The organism is Promicromonospora sp. NPDC050262, from assembly GCF_040655935.1.
GTDB lineage: Bacteria > Actinomycetota > Actinomycetes > Actinomycetales > Cellulomonadaceae > Promicromonospora.
The window spans coordinates 380286-403425 of sequence record NZ_JBFAKX010000001.1; the positions used below are offsets into that span (position 1 = coordinate 380286).

Genomic DNA, 23140 nt, shown 5'->3' on the forward strand with positions numbered 1-23140 from the left:
TCATTCGCCTCCCCGCCGCACGGCGGTCTGCTCGTCGAAGCGCACGTCGGGCAGGAACCCGCTGCGCAGCCAGCCGTCGTCGCCCGCGGTGAAGCGCCACTTCGCGGACGGGGACTGACCGAGGACGATCACCACCCAGGTGAACTCCGGGCTCGCGAACCGGGCCGCGAGCAGGTCCTGCTGCGCCGCGGACGGTGCCTGCGACAGGACCAACACGCCGCCGTCGCCCACCTCCAGCTCGGGCAGCACCTGCTCGATCCCCGCCAGGTGCTCCACCTGCTCGGGCCGGGGCAGGCCGTTGCCCACCATGACCACGCGCGGGTCGTTCGACCACGGGTTGCCCGTCAGCTCGCCCAGCCACCGGCGCAGCACCTCGTGCCGCACCCGGGTGGGGCCGTCCAGGCTGATCACGCCGCGGGCCACGGAGAAGTCCACGAGCACCCGGCCCGTCTCCCCCATACCCAGGTTGACCAGCCGCGAGAACCGGGTGGTCGGGCTCTCCGACGCCGCCCCGGACTGCAGCCTCGCCAGCGGCGCGGACCAGCTCTGCCCGTCCTCGCTCACCTGCCACGGGGCCGGGGCCGGGGAGGCCGGGTTCGTCAGGCGCAGCCGCAGGGAGCTGCCCTCGATGAACACCCCGGTCGTGCCCGGCACGTCCAGGCCGTCGCGCTCGCAGGCCGCCATCAGCACCCGCAGCGCCCGGTCGACCGTCCACGCCGCCGAGGTGTCGGTGCGCAGCAGGCTGTCGTCGAACGGCTCGTGCCGCTTGCGCCGGCGCACCAGCCAGAACGGCACCAGCCCCAGGAGCGCGACGAGCACCAGACCGCCGACGACCAGCAGGATCGGGACGACGGGTACGGAGACTGCGGCCTCCTCGGCCCCGGCCACGTCGCTGGTCGGCGCCGGGGTCGGGGTCGGCTCGAGCGAGGGCGTGGCCGACGGCGAGGGGGACGCCCCCTCGTACCCCGGCAGCGGGCCGAACTCCAGGCCCTCGCCCACCGCGTCCTTCGGCATCCTGAGCACCCAGCCGGGCGTCAGGGTCCTCGGGTCGGTGAGGTACTCGCCGTCGGGCTGCCGGTGCCCCTCGGTGAGCGCGGCGATCTCCGGCCAGCGCTCCCGGTCGCCCAGGAACCGCTCGGCGATGTCGTTGAGCTTCTCCACGTTGTCGTCAGGCGTCGCCTTGACCACGTAGTACAGCACCGAGCCCGGCGGGCCGCTGCGGCTCGGCACCGGCGTGGGCGTGGGGGTCGGCGAGACCTCCGCCTGCTGCGTCACGCTGGGCTTCGGGGTCGGTTTCTTCGGGGTCGGCGTCGGGGTCGGCGTGGGCTCCGGCTCGCCGTAGACCCGCATCTCCCAGATGGAGTTGCCGGCCGTGCCGACGCGCGCCCCGGAGTACATCCGCACGTAGCGGCCCTTACCAAGGAAGTTGAGCACGTCGTTGCCGCCGTCGCCCGCTTGGATCGAGGCCGCCTCCCAGGTCTCGCCGTCGTTCGACAGCTCGATCCGGTAGTCCGTGGAGTAGGAGACCTCCCAGTCGATCTCGACCCGGTGGATGGTCGTGGACCGTCCCAGGTCGATCCGGAGCCACTGCGGGTCGCTGAACGCGCTCGACCACCGGGTGTTCGGGTTGCCGTCCACGGCCTGGCGCGCGGGGAACTCGGGCTTCTCGAGCGACGACGCGACGGCCGGCTTGCCCTGCGAGAGCAGTACCGGGTCCTCCTGCGCCTGCGCCGGGGTGACCCCCGGGAGAACGGTGCCGACGAGCGCGACGAGCAGTGCGGTCACCAGGGTCGTCGCCAGGCAGAGGCGCGCGACCCTTGTCAGTCGTTCACTCACCGGCCCGACGCACCGCCGTCTGCTCCGTGTAGCGGACGTCGGGCAGGAAGCCGCTGCGCAGCCAGCCGTCGTCGCCGGCGGTGATCCGCCACTTCGCCGACGTCGACTCGCCGAGCACGATGACCACCCAGGCGAAGCGCGGGTCGGCGAACCGGGCGGCCAGCAGGTCCTGCTGCGCCACCGACGGCGCCTGCGACAGCACGAGCACGCCACCGCCGGTGGCGTCGAGCTCCGGGATCACCTGCTCGATCGCCGCCAGGTGCTCCACCTGCTCCGGCTGCGGCAGGCCGTTGCCGACCATGACCACGCGCGGGTCGTTCGACCAGGGGTTGCCCGTCAGCTCGCCCAGCCAGCGGCGCAGCACCTCGTGCCGCGCGCGGGTGGGCCCGTCCAGGCTGATGACGCCGCGGGCGCGGGCGAAGTCGACCAGCACCCGGCCGGTCTCGGCCACGCCGATCGTGACCAGGCGCGAGAACCGCGCGGTCGAGGCCTCGCTGGCAGGCGCCGCCTGCAGCCGCGCCAGCGGGGCCGACCAGCTCTGGCCGTCCTCGTTCGCCACCCACGGCTCGGGCGCCGGGGAGACCGGGCCGGCCAGCCGCAGCCGCATCGCGCCGCCCTCGATGAAGACGCCGGTGATGCCCGGCACCTCGACGCCGTCGCGCTCGCACGACGCGAGCAGCACCCGCAGGGCGCGGTCCACCATCCACGACGCCGAGGTGTCGGTGCGCAGCAGGCTGTCGTCGAACGGCGCCTCCCGGCCGGCGCGCGAACGGCGCACCGCGTAGACCACCACGAGCACGAGGGCCGCCGCGACCACGGCGAGGCCGACGCCGATCAGGACGGGCTCCAGCCCGGACCCGCCGGTGGACTGCTCGTCCGAGCCGGCCGGCGCGGTCGCCTCGGTCGGGGCGTTCGCCTCCGCCGACGGGCTCGCGCCCGGGAGCGGGCCGTGCTGCAGCCCCTCGCCCTCCGCGTCCTCGGGAAGCTGGAGCACCCAGCCCACCGTCACGACCGCCGCGTCGGTGAGCTTGCCGCCGTCGGGCTGCGTGCGGCCCTTGTTCAGCTCGAAGATCTCCGTGTACCGCTCGCCGTCGCCCAGGAACCGCTCGGCGATCATGTGGAGGTACTCCGGCTCGCCCTCCGGCGTCGTCGCGATCACGTAGTAGGGGACCGACGGCGCGGCCGGCGCCTCGGGCGAGGCGCTCGCCTCGCCGGCGCCTTCCGCGGGCCCGGTCGGCAGCACGCCGACCTCGATGCCCTCGCCCTCGGCGTCGTCGGGCAGCTGCAGCACCCAGCCCGGCAGCAGGACGGTCTCGTCGGTCAGGGCGTTGCCGTCGGGCTGCGTGCGGCCCTTGTTGAGCTCGAAGATCTCCTTGTACCGGTTGCCGTCGCCGAGGAGGCGCTGGGCGATGTCGAACAGGAACTCCTGCTCACCCTCCGGCTTGGCCGGCACCACGTAGTACTTGACCTTCTCGCCGTCCTTCGTGGCCGTGGCGAGCTTGTCCGTGGCGAGGTGGTGCGCGACAGGGCCGGCGTGGACCGCGGTGTGGGCGGCGCCCACGAGAACGGGACCCGTGGTGGCCGCCTGGGCGGCGGCCGCGAGAGGAACCGTGACGGCTGTCGTGAACAGGGCCGCCGCTGCGATAGCGGCGGCGATACGGGGTGCGTGCTGCACAGTTGCTCCGTCTTCAGATGTGTCGCGCTCCAGGTGAGCCGCGTCAGTCAGGGGTGGTGCGCCGGGTGGTTCAGGCCCGGGTGGTTCAGGAAGGGTCTCGCGCAGGAGGCTCGCTCAGGCCGAGCCGGGAACGCTTCGCTCCGGCAGCCTGAGGGGGTTCGTGCCGGGGCCGGCCCAGCGGAAGGTCGTCATCACCGCGTCGAAGAAGAGCACCATGGCCTCGGCCAGGCGCTCGGTGTTCTCGCTGTTCCAGATCGTGGTGAACGACAGGACCAGCCACTCGCCGTCGGCCTCGTCCCGGGAGACCGCGTACAGCACCTGCCGGGTCGACAGCTCCAGGTCCTCGCTCTTGACGCCGTGCTCGGTGTGCACCACGCGGACGCCGGGGCGGCCGTCGATCTCGACCAGCTCGCTCTGCTCGTACCCGTCGCTCAGGATGCTGGTGACGATCCGGGTCGGGTCGGTGCCGACGTCGCTGACCACCTCGATCTCCGCGATCGAACCCGGGACGATCACGCCCTCCATGGGCTCGGTCGGCAGGTAGACCGCGCCGGTGCCGGCGTCGCGCGCCTGGCCCAGGGTCTTGTGCAGCTCGTCGCGCAGCATGCGCCGGAACGGCTCTGCCTTGTCGCGGGGCAGCGACTCCGGCAGGGCCCGGGCGACGACCTGCTCGACCGCCTCGTCCAGCTCGCGCTGGCGGCCCTCGCCCGTCGGGAACCGGGCCCAGCCGGGTGGCAGGAGCATCACCCAGGCATCGGTCGGCTTGCCGCCCGCCTGCCCGTTCCCGGGGGTCTCGCCCGCCCAGGTCTGGCTCGCGGGGGTCTGGCTCGCAGGGTTCTCGTTCACGGGGCTCTCGCTCACGGTTCGCTCCGGATGATCTTCACGGCCGACAGCAGGCCGACGAGCGTCTCCAGGATCGTGGGGACGAGCACGAGGTCCTGGCTGCGCCAGATCAGGGCCGTGTCCACCACCGCCTCCGGGTGCTCGGTGCGCCGGCCGACGGCGACCGTCACCCAGGCGCCGCCCGCCTCGTCGATGTCCACGCGGGTGACCTGAATGCCGTCGCCGTCGGGCAGCTCGGGGTACTCGATGCTCGGCGGGTTGACCGGGTTGACCGGGTTGCCGCCGGTCGCGCCGAGCACCGTCATGAGCGCGTCGTCCGACTCGGCCGGGTCCATCATGCCGACGGTGACGAGCACGGGGACGGGGCCGCGGTCCAGCAGGCCGAGGCCCGCGATCGCCCGGGCGCCCTCGGTCGCCGCCTCGTCGGCGAACGCCACCAGGCTCGCGACCGTCTGCGTCAGGGAGTCGCGGACGAGCTCCACGTGGCCGGCGTCGGGCTGCGCCCCGCCGACCGAGTCCTGCGGCAGGAACGACGTGAGCAGGAGCTCGACGGCCTCCCCCTGCCACGCGCCGACCGTCTCGGCGGGCTCGGTCACCGTGGAGGGCACGACCAGCCAGCCGGCCGGGGCCTCGATGGTCCAGGTCCAGTCCTGGACGCCGACGCCGCTCATGCCGGCCCCCTACGTCTCGTCGCACACAGCGAAGTCGCAAACACTGAATCGGCTCCTGGCTCAGGTGGTGAGGTGGTTGTACTCGTAGTCCGTCGGCGCGGTCCAGTCCCCGCGCTTGTCCTCGCCGGGGAAGCTCGTGGGCGGCACGGCACCCCAGAGACCGCTGATCAGGCCCGACAGCATGGCACCCGGACCGGCCACGTAGATCCACGGCTTGATCGTGAACTTCGCGCCCCAGAGCCCGAGCAGGCTGAGCTCCCTGAGCCCGCCGAGGCCGAGCGCGCCGCTGAGCGACCAGGACTTGATCGGGGCGACGATCGAGGCCCAGCCGGGCAGCTTCGTCGAGATCATGATCGAGATCTTCTGGATCGCCATGGGCTTGATGATGAGGCCGCCCAGGGTGCCGATGAAGGGGCCCGAGGCGCCCTTGCCGGCGAGCACCGCACCCTGTGCCGCCTTCACCGACGCCGTGATCGACTTGGCCACGACCATGCCGACACCGGCCGCCGCGACGCCGATGACGCCGAGGATGACACCCATCCAGCTCGCCTCGCCCTGGGCGGCGAGCACGATCGAGGCGACCAGGCTCACGACGCCGACGATCAGGCCGGCCAGCGCCAGCGCACCCACCCCGGGCAGGAGGATGGCGAGCACGGCGAGCGCCATGCCGATGTAGCCGAGGATCTCGACCAGCCCCTTGAGGAACTTGTTGAACCCGTGCACGAAGGCTTCCCAGCCGCTGTGCTTGAGCCCGTCGTCGCCCCAGTTCTCCTTGATCTTGGCGGCCGCCCGCTCGGCGGCCGAGTCGAGGGCCGACATCGCGGCGACGGCGATGGCCTTGGCCGCCGCCAGCTCGCCCTTGGCACCCTCGATCTTGTTCGCCCGGTTCTGGGACTCCTGCTTCTGCTGCTCGGTGAGCGGCGGCGCGTCGTCCGGCCGGTCCGCGTTCACCGGGTCGGGCATGCCCTCGGCGCCCTTCTGGGCCGCGGCCGCGTCCTCGGCCTTCGCCAGGGCCTTGCCCGTCTCCGAGCGCGCGGTCTCCAGCTCGGGACGATAGGCCTCCAGGGCCGCGCGGACGTCGTCGTACCGACCCGCGGCGGCGGCGAGGTGCTCGTGGCTCTCCCCGGCGCGTCCCCGCATGGCGTCGGCCGCCTCACCCTTGAGCAGGGTCTCGTCGCCGTCGCCGATCTTCTTGAGGAGCGCCGCCTGCGTGGTCATCATCTCGGCGATCTCTTTGTAGTGCTTGATCACCGCATCCAGACCGGACGCCTCGGCCGGAACAGGGTCGTCGTCGTAGTCCAGCAGATGCCACTCACCCACGCGGGCGGCGCTCATCCGGCCTCCTCATAGTTCGGGCCTGTGTCGCGCCGTCCGGCGCCGACCAGGTCTTCGGGTCTGTCGAGCTTCAGGTGTGTCGGGTCAGCCCTCGGGCGTCAGCGACTTCTCCAGCTCGATCTCGGTGTCGTTCCAGGTCTCGGCGGCCTTCTCCATCTTGTCCTGGAGGTCCTTGAGGTTTTCCTGGAGCTTCTCCCGCTTGACCCACCAGCTGTCGACGAAGTCGCCCATGGCGTTCTTCACCGTCCTGTGACCCCAGAGGTCGCCGTCGTCCCAGAGCTCTTTCATGTTCTCGAGCTCGTGGAGCACCGACTTCAGCTGCTCGGCAGCTTCGTCGACGGCGATCGAGGTAACGACGAGGTCGGCCATCCGACGACTACTTGTTCAGGGCGTTGGCGAGTTCCTCGTCGGTCTTGCGGAGCGCCTCGGCGGCCTGCTTGAGGTACTCGCCGATCCCGGTCAGACCCTCCATGACCTGCTTGCCACCCTTGTCGAGCTCCTTGTAGGACTCGTCGAACCGCTTGGAGGACTTGTCCGTCACGTAACCGTCCTGGACGAGGTTGTCCACCATCGAACGCAGCTGGTCCAGCTTGTGCTGCATGTCGTCCGCCTCCTGCTTCATGCGCTGGGAAGCGTCCTCCATCTGCTGGAAGGTCACATTGATGTTGGCCATGATCGGTCCTCTCGGGTTGCCTCGTGGAAAACAGGGCGATCGTACATGAACCGGACACCCCTGGGGTGAATCTTCGGGTTATCCCTTACGCGGATCCGGGGACCCTCCGTTCGGGCAGGTTCACGGGGTTCGAACCGGGACCGGTCCAGCGGAAAGTGGCCATGACGGCGTCGAAGAACTCGACCAGTGTCTCGGCCAGCCGCTCGGTGTCCCGGCTGCTCCAGCCGGTGCTGAAGGACAGCACCAGCCAGTCGCCGGCCGCCTCGTCCCGGGAGACGACATACGTCACCTCACGCGTGGAGCGCGCCGGCCGACCGCCCTCTCGGTGCACATCGTGCCCGGTCCGCACCACCCGCGCACCCGGACGTCCGTCCAGGTCAACCGCCTCGCTCGTGTCGTGGGTCCGGCCCAGCACGCGCTCGGCGACCTCGGCGGGGCTGTGCCCCACCTCGCCGAAGAGCTCGGTCTCGGTGATCGACGCCGGGACGGCGATGCCGGCGATCGGAACAGTCGGGAGGTAGACGGCTCCGGTGCTGGTGCTGGTGCTCGTGACGGAGCTGGTGCTCGTGCCCGCTTCGGCGTCGGCGCCGCCCGCACCGGTGAGCGCCGCGCGGAGCGAGGCCCGGAGCAGCTCCCGGCGCGCGGCGAGGTCGGCGTCCTGCGGACCGCCCGCGAGGGCCCGGTCCCGGGGCAGCGCGCGTGCGACCACCTCGTCGACGGCGGCGTCGCGCTCCTTGCCGCGCCCCGCGCCGAGCGGGAACCGCGCCCAGCCCGGGGGCAGGAGGAAGGCCCAGGTGTCGGTAGGCGTCGCCGGCGACCCTGTCGCTGGTCCTGCCGCCGGGCCTGTCACCGGTCCTGCCGCCGGGCCTGCCGCAGGCCCGGTCATGCCGCGGTCCGGTCGATCCGCACGGCCGGCATCAGCTGGTCGAGCAGCTCCACCATCGCCGCGCCGAGAACGAGATCCTGGGTGCGCCAGACCAGTACCGTGTCCACCACCGCGTCCGGGTGCTCGGTGCGCCGCCCCAGTCCCACGCTCATCCAGGCACCGCCGGACTCCTCGCCGATGTCGAGGCGGATCACCCGCACCCCGTCGCCGTCGGGCATGTCGGGGTACTCGACCGTGGGCGGCGCCGCGGGGTAGCCGCCCGTTGCGCCCAGCGCGGCCATGAGGTCGTCGTCGGGCGCCGCCGGGTCACTGGTCCCGACGGCGACGAGCACCGGCACAGGCCCGCGCCCCATCACCCCGAGGGCCGCGACGACGCGATGGTCGCCGGGGGCCATGCCGTCGGCGAACTCCCGGAGGTTCACCACCGAGATGGCGGCAAGCTGGTCGAGCTGGGCGCGTGCGTCGTCGTCCAGCTCGACCGTCGTGCCGGACTCGTCGGGTACGGGCTCGAGCGACTCACGCACGACTGCCGTGGCCCCGCGCTCCCAGGCGGCGAGGTCGTGGGACGCCCCGGTGATGCCGCCCGGGACCTCGAGCCAGCCCTCGGGCAGATCCAGCCGCCACTCCCAGGACGACGCCAGGGCACGGGGTGTGCCGGTCGTGCTCGTCTCCGGTGTCGTCACAGGCCCGTCTGCTCCGAGTAGAGGCCGCTGTAGTCGGCGTCCCGCCAGCCGTCTAGGCTCCAGCGCGGGTCGGTCGGGTTGAAGTTCGACGGGTTGATCAGGCTGAACGGCCGCATCGACCAGCCGAACGTGTACGAGATGGGGCCGATGTACATCCACGGCTTGATCGCGAATCCGGTGATCCCGAGCTGGCCGAGGGCCGCGTTGATCTTCTGCACGTCCTTGATGTCGCTGATGCCGATCAGCCGGTCCCAGCGCCACGGGCCGCCCTTGATCGCGGTCATGAAGCGGCTCGAGTCGTTCTTGAACCACGCACCGAACTTGCTGAAGTCGCCCTTGACCCACGCGTTTGGCTTGCCGATCTGCCACCAGCCGGGTGAGACGCGAGTGGTCTGGATGAAGTTGCCCCAGTTCGTGAACGGCTTGATCTGGGCCCCGAGCTTGCCGGTCATGAACCGGTCGAACGGACGCATCGGGTTCTTCGAGTAGATGGCCAGGCGGCTGGCGAGGCTGTTGAGCTCCTTGATCGCTCCCGGCGTGAACTTCACCTTGGAGCCGAGCTGCGCGGCCTGGATGGTCTTGAGCGAGCCGGCCATCTTCGCCGCGACGCCGATCAGGCCCAGGCTGAGGATGCCGATGATGACGCTCAGCCAGCTGCCCTCGCCCTGCACGGCCAGGATGAAGCTCGCGGCGACGGAGACCACTGTCGCGATCACGCTCAGCAGCGTGAGCATGCCCAGGCCCGGGATGAGGATGCTGAGCACCGCCAGCGCCATCCCGATGTACATCAGGATCTCGACCAGCTTCTTGAGGAACTTGTTCAGCTTGTGCAGGAACGCTTCCCAGCCGCTGTGGTGCAGACCGTCGTCGCCCCAGTTCTCCCGGATCTTGTTCGCGGCTGCGGTGGCAGCGGCGTCGAACCTGACCATGGCCGCACGCGCCTTGGCCTTTGCCGCCTCCAGGTCACCCTTGGCCTCGTTGATCTTGCCCGTGCGGCTCTCGGACTCCTGCTTCTCCTTGTCGGTGAGCGGCGGCGCGTCGTCCGGCCGGTCGGCGTTCACCGGGTCAGGCAGGCCCTCGGCACCCTTCTGGGCGGCGGCCGCGTCCTGGGCGGCCGTCAGTGCCAGGCCCGTCTCCGAGCGTGCGTACTCCAGCTCCGGCCGGAAGGTGCGCAGCGCGTCCCGGATGTCGTCGTACCGGCCGGACGCCTTGTTCAGCGCGTCGGCGCTCTCCCGGGAGCGCTTGCGCATGGCGTCGGCCGCCTTGCCCTTGAGCAGGGTCTCGTCGCCGTCGCCGATCTTCTTGAGCAGCTTGGCCTGCGTCGACATCGCCAGCGCGATGTCCTCGTAGTGCTTGATCACCGGGTCCAACCCGGCCACGTCGGCCGGGACGGGGTCGGAGTCGTAGTCGAGCAGATGCCATTCCCCGGCCCGGGTGTCGCCCATCCTCGTCCTCCTACTGCGCGTGAACTGCTCATCGAACTGCGGGGCACCGAACTTCTGGGCACAGGACTGCTGGGCGTCGGGCTGCTGGGCGTCGGCCCGTTCCCTGGGGAGCTACTGCTCGTCGAACGAGGCCGCGAGCTCGATCTCCAGGTTGTTCCACTGCTCCGCGGCCTGCTCCATCTTCTTCTGCAGGTCCGAGAGGTTGGTGGTCAGCTTCTCCCGCTTGACCCACCAGTCGTCGACGAAGTCGTCCATCGCCTTCTTGACCGTGTCGTGGCCCCAGACGGTGCCGTCCTCCCACAGCTTTCCCATGTTCTTGAACTCGTCGACGATCGCCGCCAACTGCTCGGCGGCCTCGTCGACGGCGACCGACGTGACTACGAGGTCGGCCACGGGGCTACTTGTTCAGGGCGTTCGCGAGCTCTTCGTCGGTCTTGCGGAGCGCCTCGGCGGCCTGCTTGAGGTACTCGCCGATACCGGTCAGACCCTCCATGACCTGCTTGCCACCCTTGTCGAGCTCCTTGTAGGACTCGTCGAACCGCTTGGAGGACTTGTCCGTCACGTAACCGTCCTGCACCAGGTTGTCGACCATGGTGCGCAGCTGGTCCAGCTTCGCCTGCATGTCGTCCGCCTCCTGCTTCATGCGCTGGGCGGCGTCCTCCATCTGCTGGAAGGTCACATTGATGTTGGCCATGACAGAACCCCTCGTTCGTGCGTTGGTCGTGCTCGGACGGACTCACGTACCCGGCAATCGTCATCAATGGGACTAACCGGACGGCGACGCGCGAGTGAACAGCCGGGGAACGGCACGCGGCATGGCGACGACGGGCCCGGGGATCACCCCGGGCCCGTCGTCGGTCGCGCAAAAAGTGGGTCCTACCTGCGCTTTTGCATGGAGTTTCAGTCAGCGGCAGCGCATCAGCAGTGCGCCAGGAACGGCCGGTCCTCGAACCGCCGGTCGAGGAACGCGATGACACCCGGCGCCCCGGTCACCATCGTCGAGACGTGCTCGCCGAGGTGCCACTCCCACTGGACCTCCGCGCCGGCGGCGCAGTACTCGTCCCGCAGCGCCCGCGCCTGGCCCGGTGCGACGATCTCGTCGAGCGTCCCGTGGAACAGGCGGATCGGGACGTCCGGCGGGTTGTCCCCGAGCCGGTTCTCGTCGAGGCGCGCCCGCCACTGCGGCGACTGGAGCGGGTTGGTCGAGGTGAACATCCCGATGTTCTGGAACGCGTGGGCGATCGTGGCCTCGACGCAGGCATCCTTCTCGCGCTCGTACGTCTCCCGGCCGCGCTCGTTGAGGTAGGACCCGAGATCGAGCTCGGGGTAGGCGGCGTCGAGCCCGTAGGCCGCGAACAGGAGGAAACCGAACCCGACCTGCCCGTCGAGTCCCTCGGCGACCTCGCTCAGGTCGGCGGGCACGCCGCCCGCCGCGACACCGACGAGGTCGAGCTCCGGCGCGTACTCGGGCTGCAGCTCACCTGCCCACATCGCTCCCCCGCCGCCCTGCGAGTAGCCGGAGAACGCGACCTTGCCACCGGCCCGCAGCCCGGTGACCGGCAGGTTCGTGGCGGCGCGCACGATGTCGATGACGGTGCGCCCCTCCGACTGCCCGACGACGTAGGTGTGCCCGCCCGCGTGCCGAGCCCCTCGTAGTCGGTCACCACGACCGCCCAGCCCGCCAGCAGCATCGGCTCGATGAAGGGCCGCTCGTAGTCGAGCCAGCGCGACGGCGCGCACGTGTCGCCGACGCCGCGCGTCCCGCTCGCCACGGACACGATCGGCCGCGGGCCCTCGCCCCGCCAGGGCGTGGTCGGCACCAGCACCCGGCCGGTCACCGGGATGTCCTGGCCGGTCGCGTTCGTCGAGTGGTACATCACCAGGTAGTTGCGGGCGCTGAGCTGCCGAGGTTCCTCGCGCCACCGGACCACCTCGCCGTTCGGACCGTCGGGCAGGGGCGTCGGCGGGGTGTAGAAGTCGTCGAGCGGGACGGCCTGGTTCGGTACGACGGGCACGTCGGGCACGTCGGACGCCGAGCTGGACCGGTTGGGTGAGGCGGCCGCCGTGCTGGACAGGCCGGCCGGCTCGGACGGGTCGGATGTCGCCGCGGCCGGGACGGCGACCGTGGGCAACGCCAGCACGGTCAGGGCGGCGGCGACGGCAGTCCAGCGGAGCCGGGCGCGGCGTCGACCTGCCTGGGGAACAGCCTTCGGGACGGCGGACGAGGCGTGGGAGGCGTGCGAACGGTGGACGAGCGGCATCGGATCTCCTCGGTGAGGTCCTCGGACGCTCGGCCTTGAGCGCCCGCGCCCGCGAGCGGGCCGCTACTGACTCTAACCGCAATAACGCGACCCGAACAGCATCCGGACAGAAGAGTCCGCTTCCGGACCGGAAGGTCGCCGAGCTCGGTCAGCAGCAGATCCTGTGCAGCGTGCCGGAGTGCGCTCCCGGCCCGCGCGGCGGCCGGACTAGCCCTTGGCGACCGCCGGGGCCGGCGACGCGGCCGCCTCGGCGCGCTCCACCAGGCCGGCGAGCAGCGCGGCGAACGGCACCAGCACCAGGTTGCCGAGCAGCATGGTGCGCAGGAACGGCAGCCCCGCGACGTAGCTCGCCAGCAGCCCGTCCAGGGTCGACGGGTACAGCCCGTCCAGCAGCCAGACACCGAAGTTGGTCCAGGCGAAGAACCACAGCGAGCCGCCCACGCCCACGCCGAGCGCGGCCGCGTACCGGCCGGGCCCGCGCAGGTGCCGCGCGAAGATCGCGCCGGCGCCCACGACGGCCCACGCCGACCAGGTGAACCACATGATCTGCGTGTTGCCGAGCACCGCGTCGCTCACCGCGACCACGGCGAACGGGACCACGGCAGCCCACCGGTTGCGCAGCAGGAGCACGGCGAGAAAGGTCGCCGCGGTGGCGATCTCCAGGTTCGGTGGCGCGCCGAGCCCCGGCGCGACCAGCCGCCACACCACAGCGGTGGCCAGCACCAGCACCACGGTCGCGGGCCGCCACCAGCGGTGGGCCAGCTCCCGGACCGTCAGGTCACGACGCGCCCCATCGCGCCCGTCCGACGACGGCGTCAGTACGTCTCGAGTGTCCACGTGATCTCCTGGCCGTCCTCGGTCTCCAGCGATCCGGCACCGACCTGCGCGAGCTCGCCGTCCACGGAGAGCGACCAGAACTCGCTCTTCGAGTCGTCGGCGACCCGGCCGCCGATCGCGGTGACGAACGCGTTCGCGCCCTCCCCCGTGACCTCGGCCGACGGGTCCGCCTCGAGCAGCAGCTCCAGGGCGGTCGCACCCGTCCGGCCGGAATAGCTGAGGCTCTCGACCTCGCCCGACGCGTCGGTCGACAGCGAGGCCTCGGCGGACGGCGACGCCTCGGCGGCCGACTGCTGGCCCAGCGTGGCCGAGACCATCGGCTCCGGCTCCGCCGTCGTACCGCCACAGGCCGCGAGCAGGCCGGCGACGAGAAGGGCGGCCGCCGCGGAGGCGACGGTCCGGAGGGGATGGCGGGAAGTCGTGTTCACGCCGGCCAGTCTAGGTCGGCGTGGACACGACGGCGCCGCCGTCTCAGGCGTCGATCCGGGACCGGTCCAGCTCGGCCGCGCCGGCGATGAGGAACTCCTTGCGCGGCGCCACGTCGGTGCCCATGAGCAGCTCGAACGCCCGCTCGGCCGCCTCGGCGTGCTCCGCGGTCACGCGACGCAGCGTGCGGTGGCGCGGGTCCATCGTGGTCTCCGCGAGCTGGTCGGCGTCCATCTCGCCCAGGCCCTTGTACCGCTGGATGTCCGGCTTGTAGCGCCGGCCCGCCCGGTCGAGCTTCTTCAGCGTGATGCCCAGCTCGGCCTCGGAGTACGTGTAGATGTACTCGTTCTTGCGCCGGCCGTTGCCGATCACCTCGACCCGGTGCAGCGGGGGCACCGCCGCGAACACGCGGCCGGCCTCCACCATCGGCTTCATGTAGCGGTAGAAGAGGGTCAGCAGGAGGGTGCGGATGTGCGCGCCGTCCACGTCGGCGTCGGTCATCATGATGATCTTGCCGTAGCGCGCGGCCTCGATGTCGAAGGACCGGCCGGAGCCCGCGCCGAGCACCTGGATGATCGCCGCGCACTCGGCGTTGCGCAGCATGTCGCTGATTGACGCCTTCTGGACGTTCAGGATCTTGCCGCGGATCGGCAGCAGCGCCTGGAAGTCGCTGGACCGGGCCAGCTTGGCGGTGCCGAGCGCGCTGTCGCCCTCGACGATGAACAGCTCGGAGCGGTCCACGTCGTTCGAGCGGCAGTCCGCCAGCTTGGCCGGCAGCGAGGAGGTCTCCAGCGCGTTCTTGCGGCGCGAGATCTCCTTCTGCTTGCGGGCCGTGATGCGTGCGCGCATCTCGGCGACGATCTTGTCCAGGAGCAGCGAGGCCTGCGTCTTGCCGTCGCGCGTGGTGGAGGTCAGGCGGGCCTGGATCTCCTTCTCGACCACACGGGAGACGATCTGGCGCACCGGCCCGGTGCCCAGCACCTCCTTGGTCTGCCCCTCGAACTGCGGCTCGGACAGGCGCACCGTGACCACGGCCGTGAGGCCCGCGAGCACGTCGTCCTTCTCGATGCGCTCCGCGCCGTCCTTCGTGGAGACCTTGAGCTTGCGCGCGTTGGTCTCCACGCCCTTGCGGATCACCTTGAGCAGGCCCTGCTCGAAGCCCGTCAGGTGCGTGCCGCCCTTGGGGGTCGAGATGATGTTGACGAAGGACCGCACCTCGGTGTCGTAGCCCGTGCCCCAGCGCAGCGCGATGTCGACCTCGCACTCGCGCTGCACCTCGCGCGGCGACATGTGGCCGCGCTCGTCCAGCACCGGCACCGTCTCGGTGAAGTTGCCCGACCCCTGCAGCACCCACGTCGCCGTGACGGGCGTGTCGGGGGCCAGGAACTCGACGAAGTCGGCGGCGCCGCCGGTGTGCTTGAAGGACTCCTCGTGCGGGCCGTTCTCGCCCGGCGTGCCGGGCAGGCCGCGCTCGTCCCGCACCACGATCTCGAGGCCCGGCACCAGGAACGTGGTCTGCCGGACGCGCGTGACCAGCTCGTCGTAGCTGAAGACCGCGGACTTGGGGAAGATCTGCCGGTCGGCCCAGTAGCGCACGCGCGTGCCGGTGCGGCCGCGCGGCACCTTGCCGACCACGCCGAGCTCGGAGTGGTCCACGAAGGGGTGGAACGCCGCGTCCGGGCTGGGACCCGAGGCCGGGTCGGAGAACGTGCCCGGCTCGCCCCGGTGGAAGGTCATGCGGTGCGTCTTGCCGCCGCGGTCCACCTCGACGTCGAGGCGCGAGGACAGCGCGTTCACCACGGAGGCGCCGACACCGTGCAGGCCACCGGACGCCTGGTAGGAGCCGCCGCCGAACTTACCGCCCGCGTGCAGCTTGGTGTAGACCACCTCGACGCCGCTCAGACCCGTCTTGGGCTCGATGTCGACGGGGATGCCGCGCCCGTCGTCCGAGACGGTCACCGAGGTGTCGGCGTGCAGCACGACGCCGATCTTCGTGGCGTGGCCGCCCAGGGCCTCGTCGACGGAGTTGTCGATGACTTCCCAGAGGCAGTGCATCAGGCCACGGGAGTCGGTGGTCCCGATGTACATACCGGGACGCTTACGAACCGCCTCGAGGCCCTCGAGGACGGACAGGTGGCGAGCGGTGTACGACTCGGACGTTGCGGTCACGGCGACAGCGTAGACGAGGTCACCGACATCCCACGTCAGGCGCCCCGTGACGTGGCTCGAACGCCGTGCGAACAGCCGTGTGACGCCAAGATTCACCCCATGACGGAAATTACCCTTTCAGCGCAATTGGGGGCGGAAGGGCACCAGAAGTGTGAGCGACGCCGCTATGCTCGCAGCGAACCGGCCACATGGGCTGGCATGAACCGCGCGAGCGAATGGTTGGATGGAGATGTGACGACCTTGACGACCGAACCGCTCACCGCCCTCGACCGCTGCGACCGCTGCGGCGCGCAGGCCTACGTGCGCGTCGTTCTGCCCGTTGGCGAGCTGCTCTTCTGCGGCCACCACGCGCGCGCACACGCGTCCGCCTACGCGGACGTCGCCACCCATGTCCAGGACGAGACCGACCGGCTCCACGCGGAGCACGGCCAGGCCTGACACCCAGGCCGGACGACCACCGGACCCACAGACGCCGACAGACCGACGCCGGCGGTGAGCCACCCCGAAGGGTGACCCACCGCCGGCGTCGTCATGTCCGGGCAGAGCTGCCGCCTGGCTCACTTCCGCGCGGTCACCGTGTCCGCCCAGGAGGCCCGGAACCCGAGAGTGGTGCGCCAGCCCTCCGCCGTCTTGGTCAGGTTGCGGGTGGTGCCCTGCACCGAGACCGCCTGCATCGTCTTGATCTGGCCGCTGGAGTAGCGGGCCGTGACCTTGACGGACTTGACCCAGGCCAGGTCGAAGACCGTCTTCGCCTTCGTCTGCGTGAGCGTCCCGGTCCAGGAGGTGTTCGGGTTACCCGGCGCCTGGGCCGAGTAGGGGTCGGCGACGTGCGCGAGGTGGGACTGCGCGGCGGTGCCGAACGCGTCCTGGTTGTTCGTGGTTCCGGAGTAGCTGCCGCCGTGGCCGGTCGAGGCGAAGTACGGCGTCTCGGCGATCTCGCCGGCGGGGTTGCGGACGATCGAGACGGTCGAGGCGCCGTCCTGCCGGGTCGCGTCGACGGCGGCGCGCCACGTCGAGCCCGCCTCGCCGCCCTCCTTCTTCCAGCCGGTGTAGTTCTGGCTGCTGGTGTCGTCGTAGAGGTGGCAGTCGCACGAGGTCTTCAGGCCGGCGGTCTTGGCCAGGACGGCATAGTTGCGCGCGACGATCGCCTGCGCCTGGAGCGCGGCGGCGCCGCCGTAGCCGCTGGTGCCCCACAGCGACGGCATCTCGTCGAGCCCGTAGAGGTACTCGTCGTTGAGGACCACCTGGTTGACCACGTTGGGGCGCGGGTTGGGGCTGGTGATCCGCAGCCGGCCGTGCCGGTAGCTGCCCTGCGCCCCGGAGACGGTCACGGTGCCGGCGGTGCCCGCCCAGTAGTCGGTGCCCGTCCACTCGAGCCAGAGCGTGCGGCGGGCGCTGATCGTCTGGCGCACCGTGCCGTTCTCGGTGATCTTGGCGGTCACGCCCGCCGTGGTCCGGGCGATCGAGAGCTTGCGGGCCGACGTGCCGGTGGCGAGCTGCGCCTGTGCGCCGTCGAGCAGCCGCCACGAGCCGGCGGACAGGCTGATCGTGGTGGTGGTCGGGTCGGCCGCCTTGCCCAGCACCTGGACGTCGATCGACGTGCGCGGGTTGTTGGCGGTGCCCACGGTCGCACCCGGGTAGTAGTGCCCCAGGATCTGGGTCGCCGTGCTGCCGGCACGCGCCATCTGGTAGGCGCCGTACTGGGCCATGCCCACGCCGTGCCCGTTGCCCGAGCCGGCGATCGCCCACGACCCCGGCACGACCGTGATCGTGAGGGTGGCGCTGGTGGCCTTCACGGTCTTGAAGCGGTACTTCGTGGTGACGGACGGCTTGACCGACGTCGTCGCCTTGCCGGTGGAACCTGTGGTCACGGTCTTGATCCGCACCCAGGCGCCGTCGCGGTACTGCTGGACGGCCACCGACGCGTTCTTCCGGGCGGCGCCGTTGTAGCGGTAGACCACCGAGAGGGTCTTGGCTGTGGCCGCCGTGGTCGTGGCGGAGCCGGACGCCGTCAGCGTGTACCCCGCCGCGGCGGCGGGGACGGCGGACAGGCCGACCGTGAGGAGCGTGACTGCGAGGCACGTGACGAGGACTGCCGCGAGCGTCCGGACACGTCGTGCTCCGGGAGCGGCGCTGATCGATGGGGACACATCGGGCACGCTTCCATACGAAGACGCCGGGCGGGTGACCTTCCGAAGAAGTTCACCCGCCCGGCGTCGGTCCCGGATCGTGCCGGGCTCGGTGGAGGAAGTCGCTCAGTCGAGGTAGTCGCGCAGCACCTGCGACCGCGAGGGGTGGCGCAGCTTCGACATCGTCTTGGACTCGATCTGACGGATACGCTCACGCGTCACGCCGTAGACCTTGCCGATCTCGTCGAGCGTCTTGGGCTGGCCGTCCTGCAGGCCGAACCGCATCGAGACCACGCCGGCCTCGCGCTCCGAGAGGGTGTCGAGAACCTGGTGCAGCTGCTCCTGGAGCAGCGTGAACGACACGGCGTCCGCCGGGACGACGGCCTCGGAGTCCTCGATGAGGTCACCGAACTCGCTGTCGCCGTCCTCGCCGAGCGGGGTGCTCAGCGAGATGGGCTCGCGGCCGTACTTCTGGACCTCGACCACCTTCTCGGGGGTCATGTCCAGCTCCTTGGCCAGCTCCTCCGGCGTGGGCTCGCGGCCCAGGTCCTGGAGCATCTGGCGCTGGACACGGGCCAGCTTGTTGATGACCTCGACCATGTGCACCGGGATGCGGATGGTGCGGGCCTGGTCGGCCATGGCACGCGTGATCGCCTGCCGGATCCACCAGGTCGCGTAGGTCGAGAACTTGTAACCCTTGGTGTAGTCGAACTTCTCGACCGCACGGATCAGACCGAGGTTGCCCTCCTGGATCAGGTCCAGGAACAGCATGCCGCGGCCCGTGTACCGCTTGGCCAGCGAGACCACGAGGCGGAGGTTGGCCTCCAGCAGGTGGTTCTTGGCCCGCTTGCCGTCGTGCGCGATCCACTTGAGGTCGCGCTCGAAGCGGCGCTGGTCCTTGTCGTTCCGGTCGAACTCCGTGGTGGCAAGGCGCTCCTCGGCGAACAGGCCGGCCTCGATGCGCTTCGCGAGCTCGACCTCCTGCTCCGCGTTCAGCAGCGCGACCTTACCGATCTGCTTCAGGTAGTCCTTGACCGGGTCGGCCGTGGCACCGGCGGTGACGACCTGCTGTGCGGGCTGGTCGTCGTCGTCCCGGTCGGAGACGACGAAGCCGGAGCTCTCGTCGCCTTCCTTGGCCGTCTTGCCGGCTCGGCCGCGAGTCGTCTTGGTGACGGTCTCGGGACCGGAGTCGGTCTCGTCCTCGGGGTCCTCGACGGCGACGCCGTCGGGCTCGATGTTGTCGTACTTCGACTTGCCCCGAGCAGCAGGCTTCTTCGCGCCGGCCTTCGCCGCCGGCTTCTTGCGCGTGCTCGTCGTTGCCTCGTCATCGTCATCGTCGACGTCGTCGAAGTCGAGATCGACGTCGTCGGGCATCTCGTCGTCGTCCTTCGGCTTCGCGGTGGAGCGCGCCGGGGTCGACCTCTTGGCGGTCGTGGTCTTCGCCGCCGTCGCCCGGGTGCGCCGGGCCGGCTTCGCGGAGGCCTCCGCCTCGTCGGCGGGCGCCTTGGCGGCGACCGCTGTGGAACGGGTGGCCGACGCCGCGGCCACCTTGGTAACAGTGGGGAGCCCCACCTGCACACCGGCGTTGGCCAGTGCGCGCAGCACCGCCTTCAGCCGCTTGGCGTCACCGACCTGCGCCGTCTCGCATGCACGCCGGAAGTTCTCGGCGTCGACCGAGCCGTCGGCGGCACCGCGAGCGAGGAGTTCCTGCAAGGCAGGATGCTCGAACTCACGGGGCAGGTTGTCGCGTGCAGGGACAGGAGCGGTGTCCTGGGGGGCTTTCAGCGGAGTGGGCGCCACAAACCGACCTTTCGGCATTCGAGGGGGCGGTGTACCGCCGGCGGGGCCGTCACTGGACCTTCTTCTTCCGCCGGCGAACATATATATTGTACCGTCGGCCTCCCTGTACCCCGCGACGAACGCGGTGATATGGGCAAAGTCAGTGCGAAGTCACGTCGGGCGGGACTACCCCGCGGGGTTTCTGATTTCGCGTGCCAAGAGTCAACGACTGGCACCCCCGCACCATTCCCGGTTCGGCGAATCTGCGGCGAACTCGCGCTGGACCAGGCGCTGGACCAGGCCCTCGACGGAGCCCTGGACCAGGCCCGGGACCGGCGGTCCGATGGCCCCGGACCCGGACAGGGCCTGACGGACCTGGTCAGGGCCTGCCGCGACCTCGTCAGGACCGGGGCAACCGACCGGGCCCGGGCCGGATCGAACGTCGCCCCGGGATCACCCGCGGCTCACCCGCGCCGACTCACCCGCGCCAGCTCGAACGCCGCAGGACCCGACGCGTCAGGCGCCGCGATATCGGACGCCGTCGAATCAGACGCCACAGGATCAGACACCACAGGATCAGACGCCGCTGGATCAGACCTTGACGGCGAGCACCGGGCACGGCGCCTCGACGAGGATCCGCTGCGCACCCGCGCCGAGGATGAGCTTGCCGACGGGGCTGCGCTTGCGAAGGCCGATCACGATCAGGTCGGCGCCGGTGCTCGTGGCCGCACGGATCAGGTCCTCAGCGAGGTCTCCGGTGCCCTCCTCGACGCGCACGTCGAGCCCGGCCGCCGGGCCGGTCGCGAGCTCGTCGAGCTCGGCCTGGCACTCGTCGACGGGACGCTTCCCGCTCGTGACGACGACCAGCGGGGCGCTGCGCTCCCGAGCCTCGGTGACAGCGGTACTGAGGGCCTCTCGGCCCTCGGGCGTGGCGAGGTGGCCGACGACGATCGTCATGTCAGCCGACGCTACCCCACACCGCGGCCCGGTCGATGCCGCACACGACGCTCCCGCCGCACTCACACCGCAGCCATCTCGTCCGATCCCGCCTCACCGTGGGGATCACCGTGAGGATCGCTGTGGGTGTCGCTGTGGGTGTCGCCACGGGGATCACCGTGGAAGAGGGCCTGCTCCCGCCGCACCCAGCCCGGCGGGACGCCGCCGACGATCGCGCTGCGCAGCAGGAGCGCGAGCCGGTAGTCCGGGTCCACGCCCAGCGCGTCCGACACCCGCTCGGCCGCCAGCCCGCCGTCGCCGTGCCACCAGGCCACGAGCGCCAGCAGCAGGTACGCCGGGGCCCGCCGGTTGCGGGGCACGTGCGTGACCACGGCCTCCAGCACGTCGCGGGCCGGGCGGGTGATGCCCTCGTCGGGCGGGATGCCCCGTTGCGGGTCGATGATCTGCGCCATGACGGCTCCGGTGGACCGGTCCGTGTCGCCGTCCGCCTCCCGCCGCGCGGTACGGAGCGCCGTCTCCGCCGTGCCAGGCGCAAGGCTGAGCAGCACCGCGTCCCGGACGGGCGTGTCCGCGAGCGCCGCACCGATCTTGCCCAGATCCACCGGGGAGAGCGGCACGCGTTCGCCGGGTGTCGCACGCGCCGTGGCACGCACCGCGGCACGCCACAGGCCGAGGCTCTCGGCTCCCCAGTCGGCGAGCGCCCGCTCGGCCTGCGCGACCTGCTCGGCCCGCACGGCCAGGCCCCGGGCCGCGTTCCGGGCCGCGTTCCGGGCCGCCGTCCTGGCCGTGCCTCCGGCAGGGCTTCCGGCAGGGCTTCCGGCAGAGCTACCGGCAGAGCTACCGGCCGTGTCCCCGGCTGGCCCCAGGCCGAACACCGCGCCGTCGACGGGACCACCGTCGACCGGGCCGCCACCGTTCGGGAACCTGGTCCGGTGCAGCAGCCGGCGGTAGGTGTCGGTCCAGCGCGCCGCAGCCCGCCGCGCCTGCGTGCGGGCGGCCTCGGGCGCGGCCCGCAGGGTGTATCGCTCCTCGCGGGTGCCGGCCACGGTGCGGCCCTCCAGGACCATGTGGGCGGCGACGCGGGTGCCCTGGAGCGCGGACAACGGCCGGCCCTCGGCCGGGCAGCACCTCGGGTCGGCGCAGTCGAGCGCCCGGAAGCCCGTCGGCGTCACGAGCCAGACCTCGGTCCCGGGGAGCCGCCGGTCGAGACGTGCCCGGAGCAGGTCCGCCGCGAGCCGCGCGGCGCCGGACGGCGCCGTGGCGTCCGTGGCGGTGTACAGCACCACGACGGCCCGGTCCGCGCCGTCGGCCACCACGTGGTCGGCGAGCCAGCGGGCCGTGGCGCCACCGTCGGGCCCGTCGGGGTCTCCCGGCCGGCGCAGGCGGAGGTCGGTCAGGTCGACCCGGGCCACCAGCCCCACCCGTTGGCGCGGGCCGGTCAGGCTCACCACCACCGCGGACTCGACCGGCTCGAAGCCGAGTCGGTACGGGACGTAGGCGAGGAGGTCCTCCGGCCCCGACACGCGGACGACCCGTTCGTTGGGGACCACCCGGGCGGCCGGTACGGCAGGCGTCCGGCCGCGGTCCGGACGCCGGCCGCGCGCCGGGGCGACGGCGCCGGGGACCTCCGTCCGGCGGATGTCGTCCTGGGAGATGCCGTACCCGGGGTCGGCGTTCCCCGGGATGTCGCGACGGGAGGCGTCGTTTGCGGGGCTGTCGTGAGGGGAGCTGTCGTTCGGGACGCCGTCCCGGTCGGTGCCGTTGTCGAGGTTCATGTGGACGATCTCAGCCCGCCGGCAGGACGGCGGCGCGCCCGGGCGGGCCGTGTGGACAACCGGCTTCCTGTGGTCGCGCTCGCTCCCGCACCGCCCCGTCCAGACGGTCTCATCACCGCACGCTGTCGTCACCCGGGCCTGTGCGGCTACCGTGTGCGACGTGCCCCGCTTCGCCACAGCCCGCCGCACGGCCGCGCTCGCCGCCGCCGTCGGGCTGGCGCTCGCCACCGGGGGCTGCGGCGCCGGGACCGAACAGTCCGCGGCGGGCAGCACCACCACCGGCGGCACCACCACCGGCAGCACCACCGGCCCTGAGCCGGGCGGCGCCGCGACCGGCGGACCGACCGAGCTGCCGACCTTCGACCCGTCGTCCGCGGTGGCCACCTACGCGCAGGGGTTCCCGCCCGATCTCTTCCCCATGCCGAAGGACGCCACACTGCTCGCCTCGTCGGCGCAGCCCGTGCCCACGGCGTCGACGGAGTCGAAGACCAAGGCCGTCCCGATGACCCAGGTCACGCTCAACCTGTCGTCGAGCCGCCCGACGGACCAGGTGATCAAGCAGGCCGAGAAGATCCTCACGGGGCAGGGTTTCCGGCGGATCGACGCGCCGGAGGCGAGCGGCCTCACCGCGCAGACCGCGTTCCTGCGCATCACCAAGGAGAAGTCGGGCGAGGTGCAGGAGTCGCTCGTGGTGGGCGTGCTCGACGACGGGGAGCGGCGCCTCTGCTCGATCAGCGGCACCGTCCGCACCCCATAGGCT

At 71.5% G+C, this 23140-nt stretch carries 23 protein-coding genes; 3 read left to right on the forward strand and 20 right to left on the reverse strand.

Features of this window, described 5'->3' with window-relative positions; all coding sequences use genetic code 11:
* The 13 genes from AB0I29_RS01645 to AB0I29_RS01705 form a co-directional block, all read right to left on the reverse strand.
* Entirely contained in the window at positions 1 to 1785 is a 1785-nt protein-coding gene (locus AB0I29_RS01645; protein WP_357477247.1) for a discoidin domain-containing protein, read from the reverse strand.
* A gap of 43 nt (positions 1786 to 1828) precedes the next feature.
* Positions 1829 to 3511, reverse strand: a complete 1683-nt coding sequence (locus AB0I29_RS01650) for a hypothetical protein (RefSeq protein WP_357477250.1) — start codon at positions 3509 to 3511, stop codon at positions 1829 to 1831.
* Between the two features lie 114 nt (positions 3512 to 3625).
* Complete coding sequence (locus AB0I29_RS01655; RefSeq protein ID WP_357477253.1) at positions 3626 to 4372, reverse strand: hypothetical protein; 747 nt, start codon at positions 4370 to 4372, stop codon at positions 3626 to 3628.
* Positions 4369 to 5025: a hypothetical protein gene (locus tag AB0I29_RS01660; RefSeq protein WP_357477257.1), complete on the reverse strand. Its 657-nt coding sequence runs from the start codon at positions 5023 to 5025 to the stop codon at positions 4369 to 4371. The genes AB0I29_RS01655 and AB0I29_RS01660 overlap by 4 nt, the downstream gene beginning before the upstream one ends.
* Before the next feature lie 60 nt (positions 5026 to 5085).
* Complete coding sequence (locus AB0I29_RS01665) at positions 5086 to 6360, reverse strand: DUF308 domain-containing protein (protein WP_285101277.1); 1275 nt, start codon at positions 6358 to 6360, stop codon at positions 5086 to 5088.
* An 84-nt stretch (positions 6361 to 6444) separates the two neighbouring features.
* Positions 6445 to 6729 carry a hypothetical protein gene (locus AB0I29_RS01670; RefSeq protein ID WP_285101276.1) on the reverse strand — a complete coding sequence of 95 codons (285 nt, stop codon included), beginning with the start codon at positions 6727 to 6729 and terminating at the stop codon, positions 6445 to 6447.
* Between the two features lie 7 nt (positions 6730 to 6736).
* On the reverse strand, positions 6737 to 7033 hold the full coding sequence (locus AB0I29_RS01675) for a WXG100 family type VII secretion target (protein ID WP_182617598.1): 297 nt from the start codon (positions 7031 to 7033) through the stop codon (positions 6737 to 6739).
* Positions 7034 to 7118: 85 nt separating this feature from the next.
* Positions 7119 to 7919: a hypothetical protein gene (locus AB0I29_RS01680; RefSeq protein ID WP_357477262.1), complete on the reverse strand. Its 801-nt coding sequence runs from the start codon at positions 7917 to 7919 to the stop codon at positions 7119 to 7121.
* Entirely contained in the window at positions 7916 to 8602 is a 687-nt protein-coding gene (locus AB0I29_RS01685; protein ID WP_357477265.1) for a hypothetical protein, read from the reverse strand. Before AB0I29_RS01685 ends, AB0I29_RS01680 begins: the two co-directional genes overlap by 4 nt.
* On the reverse strand, positions 8599 to 10047 hold the full coding sequence (locus AB0I29_RS01690) for a hypothetical protein (RefSeq protein WP_285101271.1): 1449 nt from the start codon (positions 10045 to 10047) through the stop codon (positions 8599 to 8601). Before AB0I29_RS01690 ends, AB0I29_RS01685 begins: the two co-directional genes overlap by 4 nt.
* A 111-nt stretch (positions 10048 to 10158) precedes the next feature.
* Positions 10159 to 10440, reverse strand: a complete 282-nt coding sequence (locus AB0I29_RS01695; protein ID WP_285101269.1) for a hypothetical protein — start codon at positions 10438 to 10440, stop codon at positions 10159 to 10161.
* Positions 10441 to 10444: 4 nt separating this feature from the next.
* A complete protein-coding gene (locus AB0I29_RS01700; RefSeq protein ID WP_357477270.1) occupies positions 10445 to 10741 on the reverse strand; it encodes a WXG100 family type VII secretion target in 297 nt (98 codons plus the stop codon).
* Between the two features lie 224 nt (positions 10742 to 10965).
* Positions 10966 to 11787, reverse strand: coding sequence for a lipase family protein (locus AB0I29_RS01705; protein ID WP_357477273.1), 822 nt, complete (start codon positions 11785 to 11787; stop codon positions 10966 to 10968).
* Between AB0I29_RS01705 and AB0I29_RS01710 the strand changes: the two genes are divergently transcribed.
* On the forward strand, positions 11788 to 11934 hold the full coding sequence (locus tag AB0I29_RS01710; protein ID WP_357477276.1) for a hypothetical protein: 147 nt from the start codon (positions 11788 to 11790) through the stop codon (positions 11932 to 11934).
* 581 nt (positions 11935 to 12515) lie between these two features.
* Here the strand turns inward: AB0I29_RS01710 and AB0I29_RS01715 are convergent.
* The 3 genes from AB0I29_RS01715 to AB0I29_RS01725 are packed head-to-tail and all read right to left on the reverse strand — an operon-like array spanning position 12516 to position 15740.
* The gene (locus AB0I29_RS01715) at positions 12516 to 13145 is read right to left on the reverse strand and encodes a DUF6580 family putative transport protein (protein ID WP_357477280.1); all 630 of its coding nucleotides are present in this window, start codon (positions 13143 to 13145) and stop codon (positions 12516 to 12518) included.
* Positions 13124 to 13573 carry a DUF4430 domain-containing protein gene (locus AB0I29_RS01720; RefSeq protein WP_285101264.1) on the reverse strand — a complete coding sequence of 150 codons (450 nt, stop codon included), beginning with the start codon at positions 13571 to 13573 and terminating at the stop codon, positions 13124 to 13126. The genes AB0I29_RS01715 and AB0I29_RS01720 overlap by 22 nt, the downstream gene beginning before the upstream one ends.
* Before the next feature lie 43 nt (positions 13574 to 13616).
* Positions 13617 to 15740 (reverse strand): DNA topoisomerase IV subunit B, encoded by a 2124-nt coding sequence (locus tag AB0I29_RS01725; RefSeq protein ID WP_357477283.1) that lies wholly within the window; start codon positions 15738 to 15740, stop codon positions 13617 to 13619.
* Between the two features lie 198 nt (positions 15741 to 15938).
* Between AB0I29_RS01725 and AB0I29_RS01730 the strand changes: the two genes are divergently transcribed.
* Positions 15939 to 16178, forward strand: a complete 240-nt coding sequence (locus AB0I29_RS01730) for a hypothetical protein (protein WP_051109391.1) — start codon at positions 15939 to 15941, stop codon at positions 16176 to 16178.
* Positions 16179 to 16297: 119 nt separating this feature from the next.
* Here AB0I29_RS01730 and AB0I29_RS01735 read toward each other — a convergent pair whose 3' ends face one another.
* From AB0I29_RS01735 to AB0I29_RS01750, 4 genes are all read right to left on the reverse strand, one after another.
* Complete coding sequence (locus tag AB0I29_RS01735) at positions 16298 to 17890, reverse strand: SpoIID/LytB domain-containing protein (protein WP_357477286.1); 1593 nt, start codon at positions 17888 to 17890, stop codon at positions 16298 to 16300.
* Between the two features lie 105 nt (positions 17891 to 17995).
* The gene (locus AB0I29_RS01740; RefSeq protein WP_285101258.1) at positions 17996 to 19582 is read right to left on the reverse strand and encodes an RNA polymerase sigma factor; all 1587 of its coding nucleotides are present in this window, start codon (positions 19580 to 19582) and stop codon (positions 17996 to 17998) included.
* Positions 19583 to 20239: 657 nt separating this feature from the next.
* Positions 20240 to 20605: a universal stress protein gene (locus AB0I29_RS01745; RefSeq protein WP_357477291.1), complete on the reverse strand. Its 366-nt coding sequence runs from the start codon at positions 20603 to 20605 to the stop codon at positions 20240 to 20242.
* Positions 20606 to 20667: 62 nt separating this feature from the next.
* Positions 20668 to 22380 (reverse strand): DUF4192 domain-containing protein, encoded by a 1713-nt coding sequence (locus tag AB0I29_RS01750; RefSeq protein ID WP_357477294.1) that lies wholly within the window; start codon positions 22378 to 22380, stop codon positions 20668 to 20670.
* Positions 22381 to 22540: 160 nt separating this feature from the next.
* Here AB0I29_RS01750 and AB0I29_RS01755 point away from each other — a divergent pair, with 160 nt between their 5' ends.
* Positions 22541 to 23137 (forward strand): hypothetical protein, encoded by a 597-nt coding sequence (locus AB0I29_RS01755; protein ID WP_357477298.1) that lies wholly within the window; start codon positions 22541 to 22543, stop codon positions 23135 to 23137.
* The last annotated feature ends 3 nt before the right edge of the window (positions 23138 to 23140 follow it).

Excerpts from the sequence above, each read along its gene's own strand:
- AB0I29_RS01660 (WP_357477257.1), bottom strand. The coding sequence starts at position 5,025 with ATGAGCGGCGTCGGCGTCCAGGACTGGACCTGGACCATCGAGGCCCCG.
- AB0I29_RS01665 (WP_285101277.1), bottom strand. The coding sequence starts at position 6,360 with ATGAGCGCCGCCCGCGTGGGTGAGTGGCATCTGCTGGACTACGACGAC.
- AB0I29_RS01670 (WP_285101276.1), bottom strand. The coding sequence starts at position 6,729 with ATGGCCGACCTCGTCGTTACCTCGATCGCCGTCGACGAAGCTGCCGAG.
- AB0I29_RS01675 (WP_182617598.1), bottom strand. The coding sequence starts at position 7,033 with ATGGCCAACATCAATGTGACCTTCCAGCAGATGGAGGACGCTTCCCAG.
- AB0I29_RS01680 (WP_357477262.1), bottom strand. The coding sequence starts at position 7,919 with ATGACCGGGCCTGCGGCAGGCCCGGCGGCAGGACCGGTGACAGGCCCG.
- AB0I29_RS01690 (WP_285101271.1), bottom strand. The coding sequence starts at position 10,047 with ATGGGCGACACCCGGGCCGGGGAATGGCATCTGCTCGACTACGACTCC.
- AB0I29_RS01700 (WP_357477270.1), bottom strand. The coding sequence starts at position 10,741 with ATGGCCAACATCAATGTGACCTTCCAGCAGATGGAGGACGCCGCCCAG.
- AB0I29_RS01730 (WP_051109391.1), top strand. The coding sequence starts at position 15,939 with ATGAACCGCGCGAGCGAATGGTTGGATGGAGATGTGACGACCTTGACG.
- AB0I29_RS01745 (WP_357477291.1), bottom strand. The coding sequence starts at position 20,605 with ATGACGATCGTCGTCGGCCACCTCGCCACGCCCGAGGGCCGAGAGGCC.
- AB0I29_RS01750 (WP_357477294.1), bottom strand. The coding sequence starts at position 22,380 with ATGAACCTCGACAACGGCACCGACCGGGACGGCGTCCCGAACGACAGC.